The sequence below is a fragment of the Pseudomonas sp. TZ252 genome, from assembly GCF_056110345.1.
Genome location: NZ_CM148566.1, coordinates 6,040,004 through 6,065,098, shown reverse-complemented (window position 1 = coordinate 6,065,098; position 25,095 = coordinate 6,040,004). Strand labels below are relative to the sequence as shown.

At 63.7% G+C, this 25,095-nt stretch carries 19 protein-coding genes and 4 tRNA genes; 13 read left to right on the top strand and 10 right to left on the bottom strand.

Annotated features, from left to right (window positions below; genetic code table 11):
- Position 1: 1 nt before the first annotated feature.
- Together ACYAF3_RS27935 and acnB are read right to left on the bottom strand one after the other, a co-directional pair.
- Entirely contained in the window at positions 2–1,210 is a 1,209-nt protein-coding gene (locus tag ACYAF3_RS27935; RefSeq protein ID WP_014603053.1) for a CmpA/NrtA family ABC transporter substrate-binding protein, read from the bottom strand.
- A 177-nt stretch (positions 1,211–1,387) separates the two neighbouring features.
- On the bottom strand, positions 1,388–3,997 hold the full coding sequence (gene acnB, locus ACYAF3_RS27930; protein WP_003087875.1) for a bifunctional aconitate hydratase 2/2-methylisocitrate dehydratase: 2,610 nt from the start codon (positions 3,995–3,997) through the stop codon (positions 1,388–1,390).
- Between the two features lie 381 nt (positions 3,998–4,378).
- Here acnB and ACYAF3_RS27925 point away from each other — a divergent pair, with 381 nt between their 5' ends.
- On the top strand, positions 4,379–4,846 hold the full coding sequence (locus ACYAF3_RS27925; protein WP_003098041.1) for a DUF1289 domain-containing protein: 468 nt from the start codon (positions 4,379–4,381) through the stop codon (positions 4,844–4,846).
- Positions 4,847–4,901: 55 nt separating this feature from the next.
- On the opposite strand, the gene ACYAF3_RS27920 is transcribed toward ACYAF3_RS27925, so the two are convergent.
- Positions 4,902–5,765, bottom strand: coding sequence for a universal stress protein (locus ACYAF3_RS27920; protein ID WP_003087881.1), 864 nt, complete (start codon positions 5,763–5,765; stop codon positions 4,902–4,904).
- Positions 5,766–5,935: 170 nt separating this feature from the next.
- Here ACYAF3_RS27920 and ACYAF3_RS27915 point away from each other — a divergent pair, with 170 nt between their 5' ends.
- Positions 5,936–6,559, top strand: a complete 624-nt coding sequence (locus ACYAF3_RS27915; protein WP_073651551.1) for a tRNA isopentenyl-2-thiomethyl-A-37 hydroxylase MiaE — start codon at positions 5,936–5,938, stop codon at positions 6,557–6,559.
- A gap of 49 nt (positions 6,560–6,608) precedes the next feature.
- Here ACYAF3_RS27915 and ACYAF3_RS27910 read toward each other — a convergent pair whose 3' ends face one another.
- From ACYAF3_RS27910 to ACYAF3_RS27900, 3 genes are all read right to left on the bottom strand, one after another.
- On the bottom strand, positions 6,609–7,940 hold the full coding sequence (locus ACYAF3_RS27910) for an SPFH domain-containing protein (protein ID WP_003087885.1): 1,332 nt from the start codon (positions 7,938–7,940) through the stop codon (positions 6,609–6,611).
- 133 nt (positions 7,941–8,073) lie between these two features.
- Positions 8,074–8,796 carry a UDP-2,3-diacylglucosamine diphosphatase gene (lpxH, locus tag ACYAF3_RS27905; protein WP_003113585.1) on the bottom strand — a complete coding sequence of 241 codons (723 nt, stop codon included), beginning with the start codon at positions 8,794–8,796 and terminating at the stop codon, positions 8,074–8,076.
- A gap of 4 nt (positions 8,797–8,800) precedes the next feature.
- Positions 8,801–9,298 carry a peptidylprolyl isomerase gene (locus ACYAF3_RS27900; RefSeq protein ID WP_003087890.1) on the bottom strand — a complete coding sequence of 166 codons (498 nt, stop codon included), beginning with the start codon at positions 9,296–9,298 and terminating at the stop codon, positions 8,801–8,803.
- 122 nt (positions 9,299–9,420) lie between these two features.
- Between ACYAF3_RS27900 and ACYAF3_RS27895 the strand changes: the two genes are divergently transcribed.
- Together ACYAF3_RS27895 and cysS are read left to right on the top strand one after the other, a co-directional pair.
- Positions 9,421–11,091, top strand: coding sequence for a glutamine--tRNA ligase/YqeY domain fusion protein (locus ACYAF3_RS27895; RefSeq protein WP_003098032.1), 1,671 nt, complete (start codon positions 9,421–9,423; stop codon positions 11,089–11,091).
- Between the two features lie 9 nt (positions 11,092–11,100).
- A complete protein-coding gene (cysS, locus tag ACYAF3_RS27890; protein WP_003098030.1) occupies positions 11,101–12,483 on the top strand; it encodes a cysteine--tRNA ligase in 1,383 nt (460 codons plus the stop codon).
- 57 nt (positions 12,484–12,540) lie between these two features.
- Here cysS and folD read toward each other — a convergent pair whose 3' ends face one another.
- The gene (folD, locus tag ACYAF3_RS27885; RefSeq protein WP_003087898.1) at positions 12,541–13,395 is read right to left on the bottom strand and encodes a bifunctional methylenetetrahydrofolate dehydrogenase/methenyltetrahydrofolate cyclohydrolase FolD; all 855 of its coding nucleotides are present in this window, start codon (positions 13,393–13,395) and stop codon (positions 12,541–12,543) included.
- A gap of 278 nt (positions 13,396–13,673) precedes the next feature.
- Between folD and ACYAF3_RS27880 the strand changes: the two genes are divergently transcribed.
- The 5 genes from ACYAF3_RS27880 (at position 13,674) to ACYAF3_RS27860 (ending at position 14,569) form a co-directional block, all read left to right on the top strand.
- Positions 13,674–13,750: transfer RNA gene (locus ACYAF3_RS27880), tRNA-Arg, on the top strand.
- A gap of 51 nt (positions 13,751–13,801) precedes the next feature.
- Positions 13,802–13,877: transfer RNA gene (locus tag ACYAF3_RS27875), tRNA-His, on the top strand.
- 54 nt (positions 13,878–13,931) lie between these two features.
- Positions 13,932–14,016, top strand: a tRNA-Leu gene (locus tag ACYAF3_RS27870).
- A 66-nt stretch (positions 14,017–14,082) separates the two neighbouring features.
- A tRNA-His gene (locus ACYAF3_RS27865) sits at positions 14,083–14,158 on the top strand.
- Between the two features lie 189 nt (positions 14,159–14,347).
- Entirely contained in the window at positions 14,348–14,569 is a 222-nt protein-coding gene (locus tag ACYAF3_RS27860; RefSeq protein WP_003087901.1) for a hypothetical protein, read from the top strand.
- Positions 14,570–14,855: 286 nt separating this feature from the next.
- Here ACYAF3_RS27860 and ACYAF3_RS27855 read toward each other — a convergent pair whose 3' ends face one another.
- The 3 genes from ACYAF3_RS27855 to parR all read right to left on the bottom strand — a co-directional run bounded on the left by ACYAF3_RS27855 (position 14,856) and on the right by parR (position 18,799).
- Positions 14,856–16,700, bottom strand: a complete 1,845-nt coding sequence (locus tag ACYAF3_RS27855; protein ID WP_128669374.1) for a serine hydrolase domain-containing protein — start codon at positions 16,698–16,700, stop codon at positions 14,856–14,858.
- Positions 16,701–16,804: 104 nt separating this feature from the next.
- Complete coding sequence (gene parS / locus ACYAF3_RS27850) at positions 16,805–18,091, bottom strand: sensor histidine kinase ParS (RefSeq protein WP_003087912.1); 1,287 nt, start codon at positions 18,089–18,091, stop codon at positions 16,805–16,807.
- On the bottom strand, positions 18,092–18,799 hold the full coding sequence (gene parR, locus ACYAF3_RS27845) for a response regulator transcription factor ParR (protein ID WP_003098126.1): 708 nt from the start codon (positions 18,797–18,799) through the stop codon (positions 18,092–18,094).
- 231 nt (positions 18,800–19,030) lie between these two features.
- Here parR and tig point away from each other — a divergent pair, with 231 nt between their 5' ends.
- The 4 genes from tig to lon all read left to right on the top strand — a co-directional run bounded on the left by tig (position 19,031) and on the right by lon (position 24,989).
- Positions 19,031–20,341 (top strand): trigger factor, encoded by a 1,311-nt coding sequence (gene tig / locus ACYAF3_RS27840; protein WP_003087920.1) that lies wholly within the window; start codon positions 19,031–19,033, stop codon positions 20,339–20,341.
- A 93-nt stretch (positions 20,342–20,434) separates the two neighbouring features.
- Positions 20,435–21,076 carry an ATP-dependent Clp endopeptidase proteolytic subunit ClpP gene (gene clpP / locus ACYAF3_RS27835; protein WP_003098129.1) on the top strand — a complete coding sequence of 214 codons (642 nt, stop codon included), beginning with the start codon at positions 20,435–20,437 and terminating at the stop codon, positions 21,074–21,076.
- Positions 21,077–21,180: 104 nt separating this feature from the next.
- Positions 21,181–22,461 (top strand): ATP-dependent Clp protease ATP-binding subunit ClpX, encoded by a 1,281-nt coding sequence (gene clpX / locus ACYAF3_RS27830; protein ID WP_003087924.1) that lies wholly within the window; start codon positions 21,181–21,183, stop codon positions 22,459–22,461.
- A 131-nt stretch (positions 22,462–22,592) separates the two neighbouring features.
- On the top strand, positions 22,593–24,989 hold the full coding sequence (gene lon, locus ACYAF3_RS27825; RefSeq protein WP_003087926.1) for an endopeptidase La: 2,397 nt from the start codon (positions 22,593–22,595) through the stop codon (positions 24,987–24,989).
- Positions 24,990–25,095: the final 106 nt, after the last annotated feature.

The following is a 25,095-nucleotide window of genomic DNA, read 5'->3' as shown; positions in this document are numbered from 1 at the left end:
GTCAGGGGGCGATGCCCTGGCCGGTTTCGGCCAGGGCGTGGATCGGGAAGCTGCGGGCGTAGCCGGCGGGGTCGCTGCCGTCCCAGGTGCGCCCGTCGATCAGTGTCGAGCGGCGCATGTCGGCGCCGTCCAGGCACAGGCCAAGGGCCGTCGCGGCATCGCGGTACAGCGCGGTCTGCTGGACCCTGCGGGCGATGCCCAGGTAGTCCGGGTCTTCGCGCAGCAGGCCCCAGCGGCGGAATTGGGTCATGAACCACATGCCATCCGAGAGCCAGGGCCGGTTGACTTCGCCGTCGGCATAGAAACGCAGCGGATGCGGGTCCTGCCAGGCGTTGCCGAGGCCGTCCTGGTAGCGGCCGAAGAAGCGCGGCTGGATCGCGCCGAGCGGAGCGTCGACATAGTCGCGGCCGCTGATCAGTTGCGCGGTGCCCAGGCGGTTCTCGGCGTTCTGTTCGATGAAGCGGCTGGCGTCGAGGACCGCCATGACCAGCGCGCGGGCGGTGTTCGGGTAGGCGTCGACGAAGGCGCGGGTAGTGCCGAGGACCTTTTCCGGGTGGTCCGGCCAGATCGCCTGGCTGGTGGCGATGGTGAAGCCCTGGCCCTGGTCCACGGCCAGGGCGCCCCAGGGTCCGCCGGCGCAGAACCCGTCGATGCGCCCGGCCTGGAGATGGCCGACCATCTGCGCCGGTGGAACCACCACGCTGTGCACGTCGTGCAGCGGATGCAGACCGATGCTCGCCAGCCAGTAGTTCAGCCAGAGCGCGTGGGTACCGGTGGGAAAGGTCTGCGCCAGGGTCAGGCGTGCACCATTCTGGCGCCGATGCCGGAGCAGTGCCTCCGCACTGGTCACGCCAGCCTGCTTCAGCGGTTCGGAAAGATTGATCGCCTGGCCGTTCTGGCACAGTCCCATGAGCACCGCCATCTCGCTTGCCGCGCTGCCGCCGAGGCCGAGCTGGACGCCGTAGACCAGCCCGTACAGGCACTGCGCGGCATCCAGCTCGCCGCTGAGCAGCTTGTCGCGCAAGGTGGCCCAGGACGGTTGGCGCCTGAGATTGAGCGTGAGGCCGTAGGGCTGGGCGAAGCCCTGGGTGGCGGCCACGATCAGCGAGGCCGAATCGGTCAGCGCCATGAAACCGATGTCCAGGGCGCTCTTTTCCGGTGCGTCGGAACCGCCGGCCCAGGCCTGGCTGCGTATCGCTCTGTCTGTCATCACCACCTCGAGTGCGGGAGGGCGGCGCGGGCCGTCCCGTTTTCCAGTGCGCAGGCGCCGTCGTCGGCGCGCTTTTCCATAGCTGCCACAGCAAGCGCTATGCCAGGCGGCGCGGGGGTTTTCGCCGGGCAAGAAAAAGCCCCGCACGGGGCGGGGCTTGTTCGACGCGTCGCTGGATCAGGCCTGGACGACCGGGATCTTGGCGTTCGCAGCCGCTTCGCGGAACTCGGCGATCTGGTCGAAGCTCAGGTAGCGGTAGACGTCGGCAGCCATGCTGTCGATGTCCTTCGCGTAGGCCATGTACTCCTCCACGGTCGGCAGTTTGCCGAGGATCGAGGAGACCGCCGCCAGCTCGGCCGATGCCAGGAACACATCGGTGGCATCGCCCAGACGGTTCGGGAAGTTACGGGTCGAAGTGGAGACCACGGTGGAACCGGTCTGGACGCGAGCCTGGTTGCCCATGCACAGCGAGCAGCCCGGCATTTCCATGCGCGCGCCAGCCTTGCCGTAGATGCCGTAGTAGCCTTCCTCGGTCAGCTGGTGGGCGTCCATCTTGGTCGGCGGAGCCAGCCACAGACGGGTCGGGATGCCGCCCTTGACCTTGTCCAGCAGCTTGCCGGCGGCGCGGAAGTGACCGATGTTGGTCATGCAGGAGCCGATGAACACTTCATCGATCTTGCGGCCCTGTACGCTCGACAGCAGACGCGCGTCGTCCGGATCGTTCGGCGCGCAGAGCACCGGCTCCTTGACGTCGGCCAGGTCGATCTCGATCACCGCGGCGTACTCAGCGTCCTTGTCGGCTTCCAGCAGCTCCGGCTTGGCCAGCCAGGCTTCCATCGCCTGGGCGCGACGCTCCAGGGTGCGCGGGTCGCCGTAGCCTTCGCCGATCATCCAGCGCAGCAGGGTGATGTTGGACTTCAGGTACTCGGCGATCGCCTGTTCCGGCAGCTTGATGGTGCAGCCGGCGGCGGAACGCTCGGCCGAGGCGTCGGACAGCTCGAAGGCCTGCTCCACGGTCAGGTCGTTGAGGCCTTCGATCTCGAGGATGCGGCCGGAGAAGATGTTCTTCTTGCCTTTCTTCTCGACGGTCAGCAGGCCCTGCTGGATCGCGTAGTAAGGGATCGCATGGACCAGGTCACGCAGGGTGATGCCCGGTTGCAGCTTGCCCTTGAAGCGCACCAGCACCGACTCCGGCATGTCCAGCGGCATCACGCCGGTGGCGGCGGCGAAGGCCACCAGGCCGGAGCCGGCCGGGAACGAGATGCCGATCGGGAAGCGGGTGTGCGAGTCGCCGCCGGTACCAACGGTATCGGGCAGCAGCATGCGGTTCAGCCAGCTGTGGATGATGCCGTCGCCCGGGCGCAGCGACACGCCGCCACGGGTCATGATGAAGTCGGGCAGGGTGTGGTGGGTCTTGACGTCGATCGGCTTCGGATAGGCCGCGGTGTGGCAGAAGGACTGCATCACCAGGTCGGCGGAGAAGCCGAGGCAGGCGAGGTCCTTCAGTTCGTCGCGGGTCATCGGGCCGGTGGTGTCCTGGGAACCGACGGTGGTCATCTTCGGTTCGCAGTAGGTGCCCGGGCGCACGCCCTGGCCTTCCGGCAGACCGCAGGCGCGGCCGACCATTTTCTGCGCCAGGGTGAAGCCCTTGCCGCTATCGGCCGGTGCTTCCGGCTTGCGGAACAGGTCGGAGGCGCCCAGGCCCAGCTCGGCGCGGGCCTTCTCGGTCAGGCCACGGCCGACGATCAGCGGGATACGGCCGCCGGCGCGGACTTCGTCGAGCAGGACCGGGGTCTTCAGCTCGAAGGTGGTGACCACTTCGCCGCTGTCGTGGCGAACGACCTTGCCTTCATAGGGGTATACGTCGATGACGTCGCCCATGGCCAGGTTGGTGCAGTCGAACTCGATCGGCAGGGCGCCGGCATCTTCCATGGTGTTGTAGAAGATCGGTGCGATCTTGGTGCCGAAGCAGAAGCCGCCGGCACGCTTGTTCGGCACGAACGGAATGTCGTCGCCGAAGAACCACAGCACCGAGTTGGTGGCGGATTTGCGCGAGGAACCGGTGCCGACCACGTCGCCGACGTAGGCGACCGGGAAGCCCTTGGCCTTGACCGCTTCGATCTGCTTCAGCGGACCGACCGAACCCGGCTGGACCGGCTCGATGCCGTCGCGGGCCATCTTCAGCATGGCCAGGGCGTGCAGCGGGATGTCCGGGCGCGACCAGGCGTCGGGGGCCGGGGAGAGGTCGTCGGTGTTGGTTTCGCCGGGGACCTTGAATACGGTGAGAGTCAGCTTTTCCGGGACTTCCGGCTTGGCCTTGAACCACTCGCCATCGGCCCAGGATTGCAGCACGGACTTGGCCGCGGCATTGCCCTTCTTGGCGCGCTCGGCGACGTCGTGGAAGGCGTCGAACATCAGCAGGGTGTGCTTCAGCTGTTCGGCGGCGGTGTTGGCCAGTTCGGCGTCGTCCAGCAGCTCGACCAGGGTGGCGATGTTGTAGCCGCCCTGCATGGTGCCCAGCAGCTCGGCGGCACGTTGCTTGTCGATAAGGGGGGAGGTGGCTTCGCCCTTGACGATGGCGGAAAGGAAACCGGCCTTGACGTAGGCGGCTTCGTCGACGCCCGGCGGTACGCGGTTGGTGATCAGGTCAAGGAGGAATTCTTCTTCGCCGGCCGGCGGGTTCTTCAGCAGCTCGACCAGGCCTGCGGTCTGTTCGGCGTTCAGCGGTTGGGGCACGACACCCTGGGCGGCACGCTCTTCTACGTGTTTGCGGTAGGCTTCAAGCACAGTATTTCCCTCATCAGTGGTCCCGGGGGACACGTATCCAGGAACCGACGCAGATCCGCTCGTCAGGCCCAGGTGGACGGTAATCCACCAACCTACGAGGGCATCGGCAGGTTCCAGACAGAAGCTGTTTTCAAAGTTTTACGCCGGCGGGCTGGGGTGGGGCTGGCGAGACGCTTGAGGGAGGCGCCGTCGCCAGCGTACCTGCCGGAAACTGTGCTCGTGACGCTTTGAAAACAGCTTCTAACGGACATTGGCGCCTAAAAAGGCGGGCCAATGTTACTGGAAACTCGACGCAAAGTTAAGTCGGAAACCCTAGGAACCACGGGGTGAACTTGATTAGACAAAGGGCTAAGATGCCGCTTTGTTTTCGTTGTCCCGGCCATGTCTTCGCAAAGAATCAAAACCCCCTGCGTAGGGCTTTGCTCCACGGTATACGGCGACCTGGTATGCCGTGGCTGCAAGCGTTTCCACCATGAGGTGGTCAACTGGAACCTCTACGACGCCGAGGAAAAGCGGGCTGTCTGGAGTCGCCTTGAGCAGTTGCTGGCCCAGGTGATGGCCGCCAAGCTGGAAGTCTTCGACGCCGCGCGCCTGCGCCTGCAACTGGAGCAGCGGCAGATCCGTTTCGTCCCCGAGCAGTCCCCCTATTGCTGGGCCTACCAGTTGATCGCCCGCGGTTCCCGGCTGATCAACCAGATCGAAGCCTACGGCGTGGCACTGCTGCCGGAATTCCGCGACTGGAGCCTGCCGGACCTGCGCGATGCCATCGACCGGGAATTCTTCCTGCTGTCGGAAGCGCATTACCAGCGCTACATCGCGCCCTCGTTCCTGCAGGCGATCGACAGATAGGCGGTGTCTCCAGCGAAAAAGCCGCCCTTGGGCGGCTTTTTCGTCCGACCAGCGGTCACTCCTTGCTGGCCAGCTCCTCCAGGTGGGCGATGATGTCGTCCGGCTTCAACACCAGCACGTCGCTTTCCAGGGTATCCAGCACCACTTCCGCGGTATTGCCGATCAGCGCGCCGGACAACCCTGTGCGCGCCACGGTGCCGATCACGGTGACCACCGCGTCGAGCTTCTGCGCGGTGCGCGGGATCAGCACGTCGGCCGGACCTTCCTCGATGTGCAATTGTTCGTCGCTGAAACCGTACTCGGCCTGGAAGGTGCGGCAGGCCTCGCGATAGCGGGCCTCGATGGTTTCGCTGAGCTGGAAGGTCGGGTCGGCGGAGGAGAGCATCGGCGAGGGGTGGGCGCTGATCACGTGCAGCGTGGCCTTGGCCAGGCCGGCGATGTCGTAGGCATGGCTGATGATCCCGGCGTGCAGGGAGCGGTGCTCGCCGTCGTTGTTGCCGACGTCGACCGCGGCGAGGATCTTTCCGCCCGTCCAGGGCCGGGCGGTCTTGGTCATCAGTACCGGGCAGGGCGCGAAGCGCAGCAGTTTCCAGTCGTCCGGGGTGAGGATGGCCTTTTTCAGCGGGTTGTCGGGAAAGTGCTGCTTGATGATCAGCCCGCAGCCTTCGGCCTGTTGCTCGGCGATGATGGTCTGGTGCAGGGAGTCCTTCCAGGCCTGGTTGGTCGAGACGCTGTAGCCTTCCTCGCGCAGTTCCTGGGCCAGGTCGTTGAGGGCGGCGCTGTGGTCGCGGCGCTTCTCGCAGACCAGCAGGTGCAGGTGCGACTGGGTCACGCCGGCGATCAGTTGTGCCCGTTTCAGGGCGAGACCTTCCAACTGGTCCGGTTCAATCACCACGAGGATGCTGCGAATGGCTTGCATGATCGTCTCCCTGAGTGCTTGTGGTTATCGCTGAAACAACTCTAGACGCAATCCAGCCGCTGCTCTTGATGCATATCAAACGGGTCGGCCTGCCCGACCGCCGCAGCTTCCGTATAATGCTCCGCCTTTCCTGCCCCGACCAGCGTCGTGGCAGGCCCTTTCCAGAATGAGTGACCTGCACCATGTTGCCCGAGATCGACCAATTCCTCGCCTGTTCCACTCCCGCCGCCTGGGTCGAGGCGGCCCTGGAGCGCCAGGACGTCATGCTGCTGGACCACAAGGCCTGCGAGATGAAGGCCGCGGCGACGGCGATGCAACTGATCGGCAAGTACTCCGGCCGCCTGGACCTGGTGAACAAGATGAGCCGCCTGGCGCGCGAGGAGCTGCGCCACTTCGAGCAGGTGCTGGCGATCCTGAAGAAACGCGGCATCCCGGTGGTCAATGTCAGCGCCTCCCGCTACGCCTCGGCGCTGCGCGACCTGGTGCGCAAGCAGGAGCCGCAGCGGCTGACCGATACGCTGGTGGTCGGCGCCTTCATCGAGGCGCGTTCCTGCGAGCGCTTCGCCGCCCTGGTGCCGCATCTGGACGCGGAGCTGGCGAAATTCTACGGCGGTTTGCTGAAGTCCGAGTCGCGGCATTTCCAGGACTACCTGAAGCTGGCCTACCAGTACGGCGACGAGGCCGACGTGGAGCGGACGATCGAGGTGGTGCGGGCCAAGGAGGCCGAGCTGATCAGCAGTCCGGACAACGAATTCCGTTTCCACAGCGGCCACCCGGTGGACCTGGTGGCCTGAGCCGGAAACAAGAAAGCGCCCCGCGGGGCGCTTTTTTTTGCTGCCTGGATCAGTCCTTGACCTTGAGGTCGAGGGCCAGGTCGCGGGCGGCCTTGGTCGCCAGAACGCCCATCAGCTGGCCGATCTCGTCCTGGCGGCTCGCCGCGCCGTTGGCGCCGGCGCCCATCATTACGCTGGGGACGGGGGCCTGGGCGGCGGCTTCGGCCCAGACCTTGTTGATCGCGATCAGCGCGTCGAGCTTCGGCTGCAACGCGCCGTCCGCCTTGATCACCGCTTCGCGGGCGTAAGCCTCGGCGTCGGCGGTGATCTTGGTGGCCTGGGCGGTCACCGTGGCCTTGTCGCGCAGCAGTTCGGCGGTCTGCTTCTCGATCTCGGCGCGCTGCTTCTCGCGCTCGGCGTTGATCACCGCCAATTGCTTGTCGGTTTCCGCCTGGGTGGTGCGTTCGATCTGGTCGCGCAGGGTTTCCTGGCGCTTGGCCTCGACTTCCTTCTCGCCGCGGGCGGTGACCAGCAGCTTTTCCTCTTCTTCCTTCAGGCGGTTCTGCCGCGCCACCGCCAGCTCGGCGAGCGCCTGCTGGACCTTGACCATGCGCTGCTTGTACTGCGGGTTGGGATCGACGTTGGTGATCCGCGCTTCCACCACCTCGACGCCGAACTTGCGGAACTGCTGTTGCTTGCGTACCGGGATGCCCTTGGCATCGGTGACCTTCTCGGTGACGAACTGGCTGGCGTTGTTGTCGCCGAACGCTCCCTGCTCGGTGCCGGCCTGGAGGATCGCGGTCTGGTGCGGAATGGCGCCGCGCGGCCCGCGGACTTCCTTGCGCTTGATCAGGTACAGGCCGTCGTTGAGCTGGTTCTCGAACTCGGCGGCGAATTCGCTGCGGGCTCCGGCGTAGTAGTCGTCGGCGCTCATCAGCGAAGCGGTGGCCTGGAGGGTTTCCTTGATCGCCGGCACCAGTGCGGTGCGGATGAAATTGTCCGGGTTGCGGTATTCCTGGGCCATCTTCAGGAACGGCTCGCCGCCGGGCAGGCGAAAGCGCGCGGAAGATTCGACCTTGGCGTCGACGTTGCCGAGGAACACGATCGGGAAAGCCTCGATGGTGGCGCCGAGGCCGTCGTTGTCCGGATTGGTGTCGTTATCGTCCATGACCAGCACGGACTGCACGCTGATGGCCTTCTTCCAGGTGGTGGCGCGACCGAACCACTTGGTCGCGTAGCCGACGTCATCGACGATCTTCTCGTCGCCGAAGATGGTCCTTACGTGGGTCATGAAGCCGGCTTCGTTATAGAAGAACACGCCGTTGAACAGGCCGAAGCCGAGGGCGAGCACGCCGAGGGGGGCGGCGACGAACTTGATCAGGTTTCCCTTCGAGATGATCACGATCATTCCTTGATGCGGGGTGGGGGAGCGCGATCCTGCTGAAAGGTGGCCCGCGACGTCAAGATGGACGGCGGAAAAAATGCGAATCGCATAATGCTTCGCTGAAAGGCCCGCATGGCGGGCCTGGGGTGGGTCAGAGCGGGAAGGGCGCCTGGCGATGGCCGTTGGCGTCGATCTCCAGGGCCCAGCCCTGGCGGTCCCAGTCGCCGAGCACGATGCGCCGGGCGGGCTGGCCGTCGATGTCCAGCGGGTGTTCGGCCGGCCGATGAGTGTGGCCGTGGATCAGGGTACGCACGCCATGCCCGCGCATGACCCGGGGCACTTCTTCGGGCGTGACATCGATGATGTCGACGGCTTTCATGCGGGTCTGCGCGCGGCTTTCCTTGCGCAGCTTGCGTGCCAGCTTGTGCCGGGTGGCCAGCGGCAGGTGGCGCAGTACCCAGAGCGTGAGCGGGTTGCGCAGCCAGCGGCGCAGGCGCATGTAGGCCTCGTCTCGGGTGCACAGGCTGTCCCCGTGCATCAGCAATACCGGCTCGCCGTACAGGTCGATAACGCTCGGGTCGGGCAGCAGCGTGCATCCGGCCTCGCGGCAGAACGCCTTGCCAATGAGGAAGTCGCGATTGCCGTGCATCAGGTAGATGCGCGTACCGCCGTCGGCCACCTGGCGCAGGGACTGGGCGATGGAGCGCTGGAAGGCGTCCATGCCGTCGTCGCCGATCCAGGCTTCGAAGAAGTCGCCGAGGATGTACAGGGCCTCGGCCCGACGGGCGCGCTCATCGAGGAAAGACAGAAACGCCCGGGTGATGTCCGGGCGTTCCGCTTCGAGATGCAGGTCCGAGATGAACAGGACGCTCATCGCTTCATTCTTCGACGATTTCGGCCTTCTCGATGATCACGTCCTCGGCCGGCACGTCCTGGTGGCCGCTGCGCATGGTGGTGGCCACGCCCTTGATCTTGTTGACCACGTCCATGCCCTCGACCACTTCGCCGAAGACGGCATAGCCCCAGCCCTGGGTGGTGGGGGCGGTATGGTTGAGGAAATCGTTGTCGGCGACGTTGATGAAGAACTGCGCGCTGGCCGAATGCGGGTCCATGGTACGGGCCATGGCGATGCTGCCGACCTTGTTGGTCAGGCCGTTGTTAGCTTCGTTCTTGATCGGCGCGCGGGTGGGCTTCTGCTTCATGCCCGGCTCGAAACCGCCGCCCTGGATCATGAAGTTGTTGATCACGCGGTGGAAGACGGTGTTGTCGTAGTGGCCGCTTTTCACGTACTCCTTGAAGTTCGCCGCGGTTTCCGGGGCTTTCTCTTCATCGAGCTTCAGGGTGATGACGCCATGGTTGGTATGCAGCTTGATCATGTGGGTAATCCGCTTTGTCGTGAAAATCGAAGGCCTGTCAGGGGGTTGACAGCTTCGGCTATGATAAGCGCTTTGATTTGCCCGGCCTACCCTGGTCGGGCGAGAGCATGACCAAGGATCCCATGAGCAAGCCAGAGACCACCGCCGCCCCGAACTTCCTGCGCCAGATCGTTCAAGCCGACCTGGATGCCGGCAAGCACGCGAAGATCGTCACCCGTTTCCCCCCGGAGCCCAACGGTTACCTGCACATCGGCCACGCCAAGTCGATCTGCCTGAACTTCGGCCTGGCCCAGGAATTCGCTGGCGATTGCCATCTGCGCTTCGATGACACCAACCCGGCCAAGGAAGACCAGGAGTACATCGATGCCATCGAGGCCGACATCAAGTGGCTGGGCTTCCAGTGGTCCGGCGAGGTCTGCTATGCCTCCAACTATTTCGACCAGTTGCATGCCTGGGCCATCGAGCTGATCAAGGCCGGCAAGGCGTTCGTCTGCGACCTCGGTCCCGAGGAAATGCGCGAATACCGCGGCACCCTCACCGAGCCGGGCCGCAACAGCCCTTACCGTGACCGTTCGGTGGAGGAGAACCTCGACCTGTTCGCCCGCATGAAGGCCGGTGAGTTCCCCGACGGCGCCCGTTCGCTGCGGGCGAAGATCGACATGGGTTCGCCGAACATGAACCTGCGCGATCCGATCCTGTACCGCATCCGCCATGCGCATCACCACCAGACCGGCGACAAGTGGTGCATCTACCCGAGCTACGACTTCACCCACGGTCAGTCGGACGCCATCGAGGGCATCACCCATTCGATCTGCACCCTGGAATTCGAAGACCATCGTCCGCTCTACGAGTGGTTCCTGGCCAACCTGCCGGTACCTGCGCAACCGCGCCAGTACGAATTCTCCCGGCTCAACCTGAACTACACCGTGACCAGCAAGCGCAAGCTCAAGCAATTGGTCGACGAAGGCCATGTCAGCGGCTGGGACGATCCGCGCATGTCGACCCTGTCCGGCTATCGCCGCCGCGGCTACACCCCGGAGTCGATCCGCAACTTCTGCGAGATGATCGGGGTGAACCGTGCCAGCGGCGTGGTCGACATCGGCATGCTCGAGTTCAGCATCCGCGACCACCTGGACGCCACCGCGCCGCGTGCCATGTGCGTGCTGAAACCGCTCAAGGTGGTGATCACCAACTACCCCGAAGGGCAGGTGGAGAACCTCGAGTTGCCGCGTCATCCGAAGGAAGACATGGGAGTGCGCGTACTGCCGTTCGGTCGCGAGCTGTTCATCGATGCCGGTGACTTCGAGGAAGTCCCGCCGGCCGGCTACAAGCGCCTGATCCCCGGTGGCGAGGTGCGTCTGCGCGGCAGCTACGTGATCCGTGCCGACGAAGCGATCAAGGATGCCGACGGCAATATCGTCGAACTGCGCTGCAGCTACGATCCGGACACCCTGGGCAAGAACCCGGAAGGCCGCAAGGTCAAGGGCGTGATCCACTGGGTGCCGGCCGAGGGCAGCGTCGAGTGCGAAGTGCGCCTGTACGATCGGCTGTTCCGCTCGGCCAATCCGGAGAAGGCGGAAGAGGGCGGCAGCTTCCTCGACAACATCAACGCCGACTCCCTGCAGGTACTGGCCGGCTGTCGCGCCGAGCCGTCGCTGGGCCAGGCGAACCCGGAGGATCGCTTCCAGTTCGAGCGCGAAGGCTATTTCGTCGCCGACCTGAAGGACTCCAGGCCGGGCAAGCCGGTGTTCAACCGTACCGTCACCCTGCGTGACTCCTGGGGACAGGGCTGAGGAAAGACCGTGCTGCAGATCTACAACACGCTGAGCAAGACCAAAGAAGTCTTCACGCCGCTGGTCGGCAACCAGGTACGCATGTACGTGTGCGGCATGACCGTGTACGACTACTGCCATCTGGGCCACGGCCGCAGCATGGTGGCGTTCGACGTGATCACCCGCTGGTTGCGCCACCGTGGCTACGACCTGACGTACGTGCGCAACATCACCGATATCGATGACAAGATCATCAATCGCGCCAACGAGAACGGCGAGCCGTTCGATGTGCTGACCGAGCGCATGATCGCGGCGATGCACGAGGACGAGGCCCGGCTGAACATCCTCAAGCCGGACCAGGAGCCACGCGCCACCGATCACATCGCCGGCATGCACGCGATGATCCAGATCCTGATCGACAAGGGCTATGCCTACGCGCCGGGCAACGGTGACGTGTACTACCGGGTCGGCAAGTTCGCTGGCTACGGCAAGTTGTCGCGGCGGCGGGTCGAGGACCTGCGCATCGGTGCGCGGATCGAGCCGGGCGAAGCGAAGGAGGATCCGCTCGATTTCGTGCTCTGGAAGGGCGCCAAGCCTGGCGAACCGAGCTGGTCGTCGCCCTGGGGCGAGGGGCGCCCGGGCTGGCACATCGAATGCTCGGTGATGTCCACCTGCTGCCTGGGCGATTCCTTCGACATCCATGGCGGTGGCAACGACCTGGAGTTCCCTCATCACGAGAACGAGATCGCCCAGAGCGAGGCCGCGACCGGCAAGCCCTACGCCAAGTCCTGGCTGCACTGCGGGATGATCACCATCAACGGCGAGAAGATGTCCAAGTCGCTGGGCAATTTCTTCACCATCCGCGAAGTGCTGGAGAAATATCACCCCGAAGTGGTGCGTTACCTGCTGATCGCCAGCCATTACCGCAGTCCGATCAACTACTCGGAGGAGAACCTGCGCGAGGCCAAGGCGGCCCTGGACCGTTTCTACAACGCGCTCAAGGGGCTGCCCGAGGCGGCGCCGGCGGAAGCGGCGGAGTATGTCGAGCGCTTCGCCGCGGCGATGGACGACGACTTCAATACCGCGGGTGCCTGCTCGGTGCTGTTCGAGCTGGCGCGGGAGGTCAATCGTCTGCGCGAAAGCGACCTGTCGGCGGCGGCCGCGCTGGCCGCGCGCCTGAAGCAGTTGGCTGGCCTGCTGGGGGTGCTGCAACTGGAGCCGGAAGCCTTCCTGCAGGCGGGCGCCGAGGGCAAGGTCGATGCGGCCGAGGTCGAGGCGCTGATCCAGGCGCGCCTGGAGGCGCGGGCGGCGAAGAACTGGGCGGAGTCCGACCGGATTCGCGATCGGCTCACCGCCATGGGCGTCGTGCTGGAGGATGGCAAGGGCGGCACTACCTGGCGCCTGGCCGACTGAACCCGCAGCGATAAATGAAAAGCCCCGCGAACGCGGGGCTTTTCATTACCGGCGACCTCAGTCGTGCAGGTGTTCGGCGGCGTGCAGGGTATTTTCCAGCAGGCAGGCGCGGGTCATCGGCCCGACGCCGCCCGGCACCGGGGTGATCCAGCTGGCGCGTTGCGCTGCCACTTCGTATTCCACGTCGCCGACCAGTCGGCCGTCGGCCTGGCGGTTGATGCCGACGTCGATGACGATGGCGCCTTCCTTGATCCACTCGCCCTTGACCAGTCCCGGCTTGCCGGCAGCGACCACCACCAGGTCGGCACGCGACACATGGTCGGCCAGGTCGCGGGTGAAGCGGTGGGTCACGGTGACGGTGCAGCCACCCAGCAGCAACTCCAGAGCCATGGGGCGGCCGACGATGTTCGAGGCGCCGACCACGACCGCATCCATGCCGTACAGGTCGGCGCCGGTGCTGGCGAGCAGGGTCATGATGCCTTTCGGGGTGCAGGGGCGCAGGAGGGGCATGCGCTGGGCCAGGCGGCCGATGTTGTAGGGATGGAAACCGTCCACGTCCTTGTCCGGGTGGATGCGCTCCAGCAGCAGGGAGGCGTCCAGGTGGGCGGGCAGGGGTAGCTGGACCAGGATGCCGTCGATGGCGGGATCGTCGTTCAGGCGGTCGATCAGGGCCAGCAGGTCGTCCTGGCTGGTTTCGGCGGGAAGATCGTAGGCCTGGGAGAGAAAGCCGACTTCCTCGCAGTCCTTGCGCTTGTGCGCCACATAGACCTGAGAGGCCGGATCGGTGCCGACCAGGATCACCGCCAGGCCGGGAACGCGCAGGCCTTGCTGGCGGCGCTCGGTCACGCGTTGGGCTATCTGCTGGCGAAGGTTGGCGGCGATCGCTTTGCCGTCGATCAGTTGTGCGGTCATGTCGGAAGGGTAACCATCGAATCGGGTGGAAAAAGGACGCGCATTTTCGCATGGACGCCGCCCGGGGCAAAGGAGGCGACCCGCGGATTTGCCGTAACTCCTTTATATAGCTGAATTTTTTTAAAAAACCCGTTGACGGCCTTTCGCCCCCTGTATAACATGCGCCCCGCTTGCCGAGCACAGCCGGACGCAGGGTAAGAGGTAAAGCAAGTCGGTTGCTGACTTTGTGATTGCCAGAGCTTAAAGTTTGCGCTCAGCATTGAATGCAGATGAATAAAGCGCCCGTAGCTCAGCTGGATAGAGCATCCGCCTTCTAAGCGGATGGTCGCAGGTTCGAGTCCTGCCGGGTGCGCCATTCGGCGAATCGGCAAGAAGCAGGCGATGTTTTACCGCAAGTCGTAATATGGTGGGCGTAGCTCAGTTGGTAGAGCACAGGATTGTGGCTCCTGGTGTCGTGGGTTCGATTCCCATCGTCCACCCCATATTCCGAAGCGCCAGGCCCGAGGCCTGGCGTTTTCATTTCCAAGCAGTGTCCCGCGGACGTGGTGGAATTGGTAGACACACTGGATTTAGGTTCCAGCGCCGCAAGGCGTGAGAGTTCGAGTCTCTCCGTCCGCACCATCTTCAGGCTCGGCTTGTCCGGCCGCTGCGGTTGAAGCCGGATCGTTCGGCACGATTCACGATATGGTGGGCGTAGCTCAGTTGGTAGAGCACAGGATTGTGGCTCCTGGTGTCGTGGGTTCGATTCCCATCGTCCACCCCATATTTCGAAGCGCCAGGCCTTGTGCCTGGCGTTTTCGTTTGCGCTTCACGATCTCTTCTCCGCTTGCCTTTCCGGTACCCAATCCGCCCTCATGGGCGCGACGGCAGGTTGAACTTGTTCCGGGTCCGGCGCTCTTAAGCGAGCCTGTCGTTCCTGGCGGGTCCGTATATGCAGTCTGGGTGAAGCGACATGTCGATGAAATGGACCGAGCAGCGCTTGCGCAAGGCTCTCAAGCAGATGGCGAACAATCATGAATCGGCTGCGGTCGAGGTCATGCGCGCCGTCGAGCGGGCGAACGATCCGAAGCTGGCGCAGCGCCTGCTCGAGGTGATCGAGCAGATGCACCAGGATGCCGATGCGCTGCGCTCCATCGACGACGAAATCGCCAGCGGCGTGATCCGTTGCCAATGAGGCCGTAGACGCTCCGCAGTTCAGGACTTCCCGGCTGAAACCGGCGCATCCGGCCGGTTCGCCAGTTTCGGGCGCAAGGTCGCGCCCTGGGCTGTGTTCCGGCGAACGGTATAAGGTTGGCGGCCGCGGAAGGCGAAGGCGGTGAACATGTTCGTATTCTCTCTCGGTGTGTTTCAGAAACGGTATTCCACCAGGGCGCTCGGGCCGATGCTGTCATGCCACTCTTCGGCGACAGCGGCGGAGCAGAGGCTGGCGAGCGTGCCGGCGAGGCACAGGTAGGGGCTTCTCATGGGGACTCCTTCCGTTGCAGCCAGGGACGTGCCTTGGTGTCTTGCTGGGCGAAGCGGTAGCCGAGCGCGTTCAGACCGTCGAAGTCGTGACTGAAGGTGTCTCCCAGGCCCTGGCCGCTGCCGGCCAGGACGGCGTGTGCGCTGTCGATGGGTTGCAGGATGAACTCGCCGGAGCGGGTTCCTCCGGCTTGCCCGCGCACCAGCAGGAAGCCGTCTTCGATCCTGATGCTCAGGCCGTTCAGGTAGCTGTGCCGGCCCGTGCTGGCGACGCGGTAGGTGCCGACGGCTTCGGTCCAGGCCTGGGGCAGGGATGTCGGCTCGATGCGCTCGCCGAGGTAGGCGGTCTGGTCGTGGCGGCGGGACACCAGGATTCGGCGTTGGCCGTAGCTGACCACGTCCAGTTGCAACTGTCCGGCGCTGTCCACGCCGACAGGCCAGAACCCCAGCAGTCTTTTTCTCATCTGCAGCCAGCCCGAGGTGTCGCGCAACAGTTCCACGCGTTGTTCGCCGAAATCCGCGTACAGGCGACCCCTGCGCTCGTACAGGCGAATCTGGCCTTGGCGGGTTGCGTAGCGACCGTATAGCTGTCGCCGGTCCTCCGGGCTCGGCACCTTCAGTGCGGGGGCGCGCGCGGGGGTGGGCTGTACGGCGGGGCGACGAGCGCCCTGTTTGACCTGCAGCATGAGCGACGCCGCTTGCCGGGCCAGGGAGGCAGTGAGCGACCCGCTGTCATCGGCGTTGCTCATGACAATGGCGGCGAGGCGCTGTTCCGGCAGCAGAATCAGATGGGCGCTGAATCCTGGGGTGGCGCTGGCGTACTCATAGTGACGGATGCCCCCTTCCAGCGGCGCGGAGCCGCACGGGCTCAGGAACCAGGCCAGGCCCACCTGGCAGTCGAAGTCCAGGGCATTGCCGGCGTTCTGCTGGCGGAACATCTCCTCGACGGAGTGTTTCCGGAGAAGCTGGCGCTCCTTGTGGCGCCCGTTGGCGAACAGCATGCGGACGAAGCGGCTGAGGTCGACCGGGCTGCTCCACAGGTCGTTGACCGGGAGGTCGCTGGCGGCGGCGGAGCCGGGGCGACCGCCGCCGCCGTCGCTGTAGCCGTGGGCGCGTTGCGCCTGGGGCAGGGCGTTCCTGGCGAAGCTGGAGCGAGTCATCTGCAAAGGGTCCAGCAGGTGCTCCCGCATGTGCTGCTCGAAGTGCTTTCCGGTGTTGCGCTCGATAGCCGCGCCGACCAGCTCGTAGCCAAGGTTGGAATAGGCGACCTGGGTTCCCGGCGGATTGCTCAGCCAGACGCCGGATACTTTCGCCGGCAGTTGGCCGAGTGAGCTCGGGCGTTCGCCGAACAGGGGCGGCAGGTGTTCGCCAGGAAGGCCGGACTGGTGGCTGAGCAGCCGGCGGAAAGTGATCGCGCGATCCGCCTCGCTCTGGTCGGCATGGAAGCGTGAGCGTACGTAGAACTCGCGCAAGGTGTCCTGGAGCGGGGCGTCGAGAGAGAGTTGGCCGCGTTCGGCCAGTTGCAGGGTCGCGCTGGCGATCAGTAGCTTGGACAGGTCGCCGGCGTGGAATGCGGTGTGCTCGCTGGCGTTGATCCTGTGCTGTCGGTCGGCATAGCCGAAACCGCGGGCCCAGACCAGTTGCTGGTCGTCGACCAATGCCAGGGCCAGGCCGGGCACGTCCTGCCTTTCCATTTCCCGGCGGATGTGGCGTTGCAGATAGTCGATGACCTCGCCGTAGTTGCCCACGGCGGCGCTCGGCGCTGGCGGGGCGGCCGGCAGTCCGTGGCAGCCGCTGGTGCCGAGCAGGCAGCCGAGAAGGGAAAGATGCATTGCACGAAACATGGAACACCTGGCGGAAAGGCGAGGTGTCCCATGCTAGGGCGGGCCTGGCTGGCAGTCCTTACGGCTTTGTCAGCAATCTGTGAAAGATTGTTAAGCCTCCGCTGTCAACGGGGTCGCTCCCAGGTCAGGCGGAAGGAGGCGCCTCCCTGCGGCGTTTCCAGCGCTTCCGCATAGCCGCCGTGCCATTGCGCGACCCGGCGGACGATCGCCAGGCCCAGGCCGAAGCCGCCGGTGCTGCGATCGCGGCTGTCGTCCAGGCGCGAAAAGGGTTCGAAGATCTTCTGCCGGGCGTCCGCCGGTATCCCGGGGCCGTCGTCGTTGACCCGTATCTGACAGCTGTCGCCTTGATCGAGGAGGGCGATTTCGACGCGCGAGTGTGCGTGGCGAATGGCGTTGCGCAGCAGGTTGATCACTGCGCGCGCCATGAAGCGAGGCTCGATGCGGATCTGTTCGACCTGGCAGGCGCTGATCTCGCAGGTGACTCCGGCGGCTTCGGCTTCCAGGGCGACGTCGGCGACGACGCTATCCAGCCAGCTCGCGGCGTCGACGATTTCCCGGTGGCTCCCGACGTTGCCGTGCTCCAGGCGGGCGTAGGTCAGCAGTTCGGAGACCATTTCCTCCAGTTCGCCGAGATCGGCGCGCATGTCCTCTATCAGGTCGTGGCGTACTTCGGCGTCGACCTGCTTGTTCAATTGCTCGAGTTCGAAGGACAGGCGGGAGATCGGCGTGCGCAATTCGTGGGATACCGCGTTGGTCAGTTCACGCTGGTTGCTGATCAGGCTTTCGATGCGGTCGGCCATCTGGTTGAAGTGCTGGGCCAGGGTGCGGATGTCGGAGCGTCGGAAAATGCGCGTGCGCGATGACAGGTCGCCGTCGCCGAAGCGTTGCGCGGCCAGGCGCAGGGTCTCGAGGTCGCGCCAGTGCGGGCGGACCCATACCAGCAGGGCGATGCCGACCAGCACGCCGAGCAGGATGTAGGCCAGCACGGTGAATAGTGGGGTCAGCGAGGGTTCCGGCGGCAGCTTGATGTCGAGCAGTTGCGGGCCCGCGTCGATGCGGCTGATGAATTCCGTGAAGTCCTCGCGTACCACCAGCAGGTTCTTGTCGAGGAGGGCCTGCTCTTCCTGCGTCAGCTTCGCCTGCCTGGCATCCGTCAGGCTCAGCTCGAGCCCGTAGTGGGGACGCCAGTCTTCGAGCTGTCGCTGGCGTCCGGCCTGGTCCAGCGGGGCCAGCTTTTCCACCAGCGAATAGGCCTGGCCGCGAACGGCGTCGCGGTGATAGTTCTCGACGATGCTGTCGTAGAACGCGTCGATGACATGGTCGACCACGAAGATCGCGGCGGCGAACCCCAGGGCCAGCAGCAGGTAGAGGCGCAGGAACAGGCGCAGCATTCAGAGCTCCCAGCCCAGCGGGTTGAACAGGTAGCCCTTGCCCCAGACGGTCTTGATCCGGACCGGTTCGCGCGGATTGTCCTTCAGTTTATTGCGCAGCTTGCTGATGCAGACGTCGACGCTGCGGTTCAGGCCGTCGAAACCGATGCCGCGGATCTGGTTGAGGATCTCGTCGCGGGAAAGTATTTCCCCTGCCTGGCTGGCCAGCAGCCAGAGCAGCTCGAACTCCATCGTGGTCAGTTCGATGCCGAGGCCTTCGAGTTCCGCTTCGCGCCGCCGTCGGTCGATGTTCAGCTTGCCGAATGTCAGGCTTTCCGGGGAGGCGGGAAGGGGCGCGTGCCGGCGCATCAGGGCGCGCAGGCGGGCGAGCAGCACCGGTGGCTCGATCGGCTTGATCACGTAGTCGTCGGCGCCGGACTCCAGGCCGAGGATGTGATCGAGATCGTCCTCCTGGGCGGTGAGTATGAGGATCGGCAGGTTCGCGACCCGGCGGATCTCCCGGCACACCTGCAGACCATTCTGTCCGGGGAGCATGAGGTCGAGAACCACCACTTGCGGCTTGAAGTCGAGGAAGGCGGCGAACGCGGCATCACCGCGATGCACCTGGCGCACTTCGAAACCATGCTGGGAAAGGAAACTGGCGATCAGGCGGGCGAGCTTCTGGTCGTCTTCGACGAGCAATACCTTGCTGAGGGTAGGGCAGTCCATAGGGTTTCATCGGTCGGAGCGGAATCGGCTGGCATTATATGCGCCCGCTTCCGGCGAAGCTCCAGCGACTCGTTCGAGATCGGGCTGCGATCGGCGGAAGCGGCCGGAAACACCCCGGGGATCCGCCTGCACCCTGGCGGGGTGACTTCTGCTTTTCCCTCTACTAGAATGCATGCCCTTGATTCTGGGAGCCGGAAGGACCGGCTTACGTCTGTGCAACGAGGAATATCCATGCAAGTTTCTGTTGAAAGCACTTCCGCTCTTGAGCGCCGCATGACCGTTGGTGTGCCTGCCGAGCGTATCGAGACCGAAGTCAACAAGCGTCTGCAGCAGACCGCCCGTCGTGCCAAGATTCCAGGTTTCCGCCCCGGCAAGGTGCCGATGAGTGTCATTCGTCAGCGCTACGAAGCTTCCGCGCGCCAGGAAGCCATGGGCGATCTGATCCAGGAAACCTTCTACGAAGCCGTGGTCGAGCAGAAGCTGAATCCGGCCGGTTCGCCGTCGGTAGAGCCCAAGTCCTTCGAGAAAGGCAAGGACCTGGAATACATCGCAACCTTCGAAGTCTTCCCGGAATTTACCGTTTCCGGCCTGGAAGACATCAAGGTCGAGCGCCTGCAGGCCGAAGTTTCCGATGCTGATGTCGACAACATGCTCGATGTCCTGCGCAAGCAGAACACCCGTTTCGAAGTGGTCGAGCGTGCCGCCCAGAACGATGACCAGTTGAACATCGACTTCGTCGGCAAGATCGACGGCGAAGCCTTCGCCGGCGGTTCCGCCAAGGGCACCCTGCTGGTACTGGGCTCCGGTCGCATGATCGCCGGCTTCGAAGAAGGGCTGGTGGGGGCGAAGGCCGGTGAAGAGCGTGTGCTCAACCTGACCTTCCCCGAGGACTACCAGAACCTGGACCTGGCCAACAAGGCTGCCGAGTTCACCGTTACCGTCAATAGCGTAGCCGAGCCCAAGCTGCCGGAACTGAACGAAGAGTTCTTCGCTCTGTTCGGCGTGAAGGAAACCGGTCTCGATGGCTTCCGCGCCGAAGTGCAGAAGAACATGGAGCGCGAGCTGCGCCAGGCGATCAAGTCCAAGGTCAAGAACCAGGTCATGGAAGGTCTGCTGCAGGCCAACCCGATCGAAGTGCCCAAGGCCCTGATCGGCAACGAAGTGAACCGTCTGCGCGTGCAGGCCGTCCAGCAGTTCGGTGGCAACATCAAGCCTGACCAACTGCCGGCCGAGCTGTTCGAAGAGCAGGCCAAGCGCCGTGTGGTGCTGGGCCTGATCGTCGCCGAAGTGGTCAAGCAGCACGAGCTGAAGGCCGACGAAGGTCGCGTTCGCGAAATGATCGAGGAAATGGCCTCGGCCTACCAGGAGCCCGAGCAGGTCGTCGCCTGGTACTTCAAGAACGAGCCCCAGCTGAACGAAGTCCGTTCTGTTGTACTGGAAGAACAAGTCGTAGATACTGTCCTGCAAAAGGCCACTGTGACCGATAAGCAGGTATCCTACGAAGAAGCGGTCAAGCCGGCCGAAGCTCCGCAAGCGGCCTGATTCGTTCCTCTCGTTCGAATCCCACAAGCCAGCCTTAGTGCTGGCTTGTGCGTCTTTGAGGCTTCACTATCTGTTAGGGAGTGATCGCAAGACATGTCTCGCAACTCTTTTATTCCGCACGTTCCCGATATCCAGGCCGCCGGTGGCCTGGTGCCCATGGTGGTGGAGCAGTCCGCCCGCGGCGAGCGCGCCTACGACATCTATTCGCGCCTGCTGAAGGAGCGGATCATCTTCCTGGTCGGCCAGGTCGAGGACTACATGGCCAACCTGGTGGTTGCCCAGTTGCTGTTCCTGGAGGCTGAAAATCCCGAGAAGGACATTCATCTCTACATCAACTCGCCGGGTGGCTCGGTGACTGCCGGGATGTCCATCTACGACACCATGCAGTTCATCAAGCCCAACGTCTCGACCACCTGTATCGGTCAGGCGTGCAGCATGGGTGCCCTGCTGCTTGCGGGCGGTGCCGCCGGCAAGCGCTACTGCCTGCCGCATTCGCGGATGATGATCCACCAGCCGCTGGGCGGTTTCCAGGGCCAGGCCTCGGATATCGAGATCCATGCCAAGGAAATCCTCTTCATCAAGGAGCGTCTGAACCAGATCCTGGCGCACCACACCGGCCAGCCCCTGGACGTCATTGCCCGCGATACCGATCGTGACCGCTTCATGAGCGGTGACGAAGCCGTCAAGTATGGCCTGATCGACAAGGTCATGACCCAGCGCGACCTGGCCGTCTAAGGCTCCGCAATACTGGCGGTCGAGACATTCGGCCGCCTCGTGGGCTTGAAAATGCCCACAATTGCCTTCATCTTGTGTTTGAAGCTACCCATTGGATCGATCGAATGACTGATACCCGCAACGGCGAGGACAACGGCAAGCTGCTGTATTGCTCCTTCTGCGGCAAGAGCCAGCACGAAGTGCGCAAGTTGATTGCCGGCCCCTCGGTCTTTATCTGCGACGAGTGTGTCGACCTGTGCAATGACATCATCCGCGAGGAGGTGCAGGAAGCGCAGGCGGAAAGTAGTGGGCACAAACTTCCGGCGCCGAAAGAGATCCGCACCATCCTCGATCAGTACGTGATCGGGCAGGAGCGGGCCAAGAAGGTTCTGGCGGTAGCGGTATACAACCACTACAAGCGCCTCAACCAGCGTGACAAGAAGGACGATATCGAGCTCGGCAAGAGCAACATTCTGATGATCGGCCCAACCGGCTCGGGCAAGACCCTGCTGGCCGAGACCCTCGCACGTCTGCTGAACGTGCCGTTCACCATCGCCGATGCGACCACGCTGACGGAAGCGGGCTACGTGGGCGAGGATGTCGAGAACATCATCCAGAAACTCTTGCAGAAGTGCGATTACGATGTGGAGAAGGCCCAGATGGGCATCGTCTACATCGACGAGATCGACAAGATTTCCCGGAAATCGGACAACCCCTCCATCACTCGCGACGTTTCCGGCGAGGGTGTGCAGCAGGCCCTGCTGAAGCTCATCGAGGGCACCGTTGCCTCGGTACCGCCGCAGGGCGGTCGCAAGCATCCGCAGCAGGAGTTCCTGCAGGTCGATACGCGCAACATCCTGTTCATCTGCGGCGGCGCTTTCGCCGGTCTGGAGCGGGTCATCCAGAACCGTTCCGCGCGCGGCGGCATCGGTTTCAATGCCGAAGTGCGCAGTCAGGAGATGGGCAAGAAGGTCGGCGAGGCGTTCAAGGAAGTCGAACCGGAAGATCTCGTCAAGTTCGGTCTTATTCCCGAGTTTGTAGGGCGTTTGCCGGTGATCGCGACTCTTGATGAGCTCGACGAGGCTGCGCTCATGCAGATCCTGACCGAGCCGAAGAACGCTCTCACCAAGCAGTACGCCAAGCTGTTCGAAATGGAAGGCGTCGATCTCGAATTCCGTCCGGACGCACTCAAGGCGGTTGCCCGCAAGGCGCTCGAACGCAAGACCGGTGCACGTGGCTTGCGTTCAATTCTCGAAGGTATCCTTCTCGATACCATGTACGAGATTCCCTCCCAGCAGGATGTCAGCAAGGTGGTCATCGATGAGAGTGTCATCGATGGCTCGTCGCAACCCCTGATGATCTACGAGAACAGCGAAAAGCCAGCCAAGGCTGCGCCTGAGGCATGAAAGAGCAGGGGCCTTCGGGCCCCTTTTCTTTTCCGACTGGCACGCTTGTTTTTTCCCGGGCCTAACCCCATCTTAGGCTGAAAGGTCTTCCTATCTGTTTCGTGGCCAAGTGCCGCTGTAGAGCCGACATTATGAAAACACTCGTCGAATTGCCCTTGCTGCCGCTACGTGACGTGGTGGTGTACCCGCACATGGTCATCCCGTTGTTCGTCGGTCGGGAAAAGTCCATCGAGGCCCTGGAGGCAGCGATGACCGGCGACAAGCAAATCCTCCTGCTGGCGCAGAAAAACCCCGCGGACGATGATCCGGGCGAAGATGGCCTGTACCGCATGGGTACGGTCGCTACCGTGCTGCAGTTGCTCAAGCTGCCGGATGGCACCGTCAAGGTGCTGGTCGAAGGCGAGCAGCGCGGCCAGGTCGAGCGCTTCATCGAGGAGGAAGGGCACATTCGTGCCGCGGTCCAGGCCATCGACGACGCCAATGTCGGCGAGCGCGAGGCCGAGGTCTTCACTCGCAGCCTGCTGAGCCAGTTCGAGCAATACGTCCAGTTGGGCAAGAAAGTCCCCGCCGAGGTGCTTTCTTCGCTGAACAGCATCGACGAGCCGAGCAGGCTGGTCGATACCATGGCCGCGCACATGGCGCTGAAGATCGAGCAGAAGCAGGACATCCTGGAGATCACCGACCTGTCGTCGCGGGTTGAGCATGTCCTGGCGCTGCTGGATGCCGAGATCGACCTGCTGCAGGTGGAAAAGCGCATCCGCGGCCGGGTCAAGAAGCAGATGGAGCGCAGCCAGCGCGAGTACTACCTGAATGAGCAGATGAAGGCCATTCAGAAGGAACTCGGCGATATCGACGAAGGGCACAACGAAGTCGAGGAGCTGAAGAAGCGCATCGACGCCGCCGGCCTGACCAAGGAGGCGCACACCAAGGCCACTGCCGAGCTGAACAAGCTCAAGCAGATGTCGCCGATGTCGGCGGAAGCCACCGTGGTGCGTTCCTACATAGACTGGCTGCTGAACGTGCCGTGGAAGGCCGAGAGCAAGGTGCGCCATGATCTCGCCAAGGCGGAAGACATCCTCGATGCCGACCATTATGGCCTGGAAGAGGTCAAGGAGCGCATTCTCGAGTATCTCGCCGTGCAAAAGCGGGTGAAGAAGCTCAAGGGCCCGGTCCTTTGCCTGGTGGGACCGCCCGGCGTGGGCAAGACCTCCCTGGCCGAATCCATCGCTCGCGCCACCAATCGCAAGTTCGTGCGCATGGCGCTCGGCGGCGTGCGTGACGAGGCCGAGATCCGCGGTCACCGTCGTACCTATATCGGCTCCATGCCGGGCCGCCTGATCCAGAAGATGACCAAGGTCGGCGTGCGCAACCCGCTGTTCCTCCTCGACGAAATCGACAAGATGGGCAGCGACATGCGCGGGGATCCCGCCTCGGCGCTGCTCGAGGTGCTCGACCCGGAGCAGAACCACAACTTCAACGATCACTACTTGGAAGTCGACTACGACCTGTCCGACGTGATGTTCCTCTGCACCGCGAACTCGATGAACATCCCGGCGCCCCTGCTGGATCGGATGGAAGTCATCCGCCTGCCGGGCTACACCGAGGACGAGAAGGTCAATATCGCCGCCAAGTACCTGATTCCGAAGCAGGTCCAGGCCAACGGCCTGAAGAAGGGCGAGCTGACCTTCGAGGAAGGCGCCCTGCGCGACATCATTCGCTACTACACCCGCGAAGCCGGGGTGCGCAGCCTCGAGCGGCAGATCGCCAAGGTCTGCCGCAAGGCGGTGAAGGAGCATGCCAAGCTCAAGCGTATCCAGGCGGTGGTGTCCAGCGAGACGCTGGAGAACTACCTCGGCGTGCGCAAGTTCCGTTATGGCCTCGCCGAACAGCAGGACCAGATCGGCCAGGTGACCGGGCTGGCCTGGACCCAGGTCGGCGGCGAGCTGCTTACCATCGAGGCGGCCGTGGTACCCGGCAAGGGCCAGTTGACCAAGACCGGATCGCTGGGCGACGTGATGGCGGAATCGATCACCGCGGCGTTGACCGTGGTGCGCAGCCGCGCCCAGAGCCTAGGAATCGCGGCGGACTTCCACGAGAAGCGTGACATCCATATCCACGTTCCGGAAGGCGCTACGCCGAAGGATGGCCCGAGCGCAGGCATCGGCATGTGCACGGCGCTGGTTTCGGCGATCACGCAGATCCCGGTGCGCGCCGACGTGGCAATGACCGGGGAGATCACCCTGCGTGGGCAGGTGCTGGCGATCGGCGGGCTGAAAGAAAAACTTTTGGCGGCGCACCGCGGCGGGATCAAGACGGTGATCATTCCCGAGGAAAATGTTCGCGACCTGAAGGAAATTCCGGACAATATTAAGAGTGATCTGGTTATTAAACCGGTTAAATGGATTGACGAAGTCCTGCAAATTGCGCTGCAATACGCCCCGGAGCCCTTGCCCGATGCGGCTCCGGAGATGGTTGCAAAGGATGAAAAACGCGAGCCTGATTCCAAGGAGCGAATTAGCACGCATTAGTCGGTAGGTATTCTTGACACTGTTTTTGGGCCCTTGTTATAAAGCGGCACTTGCTGAGTCAGTTGGCCTACCAGCGCAGAATTTCCTTACACCTAACACATAGAAA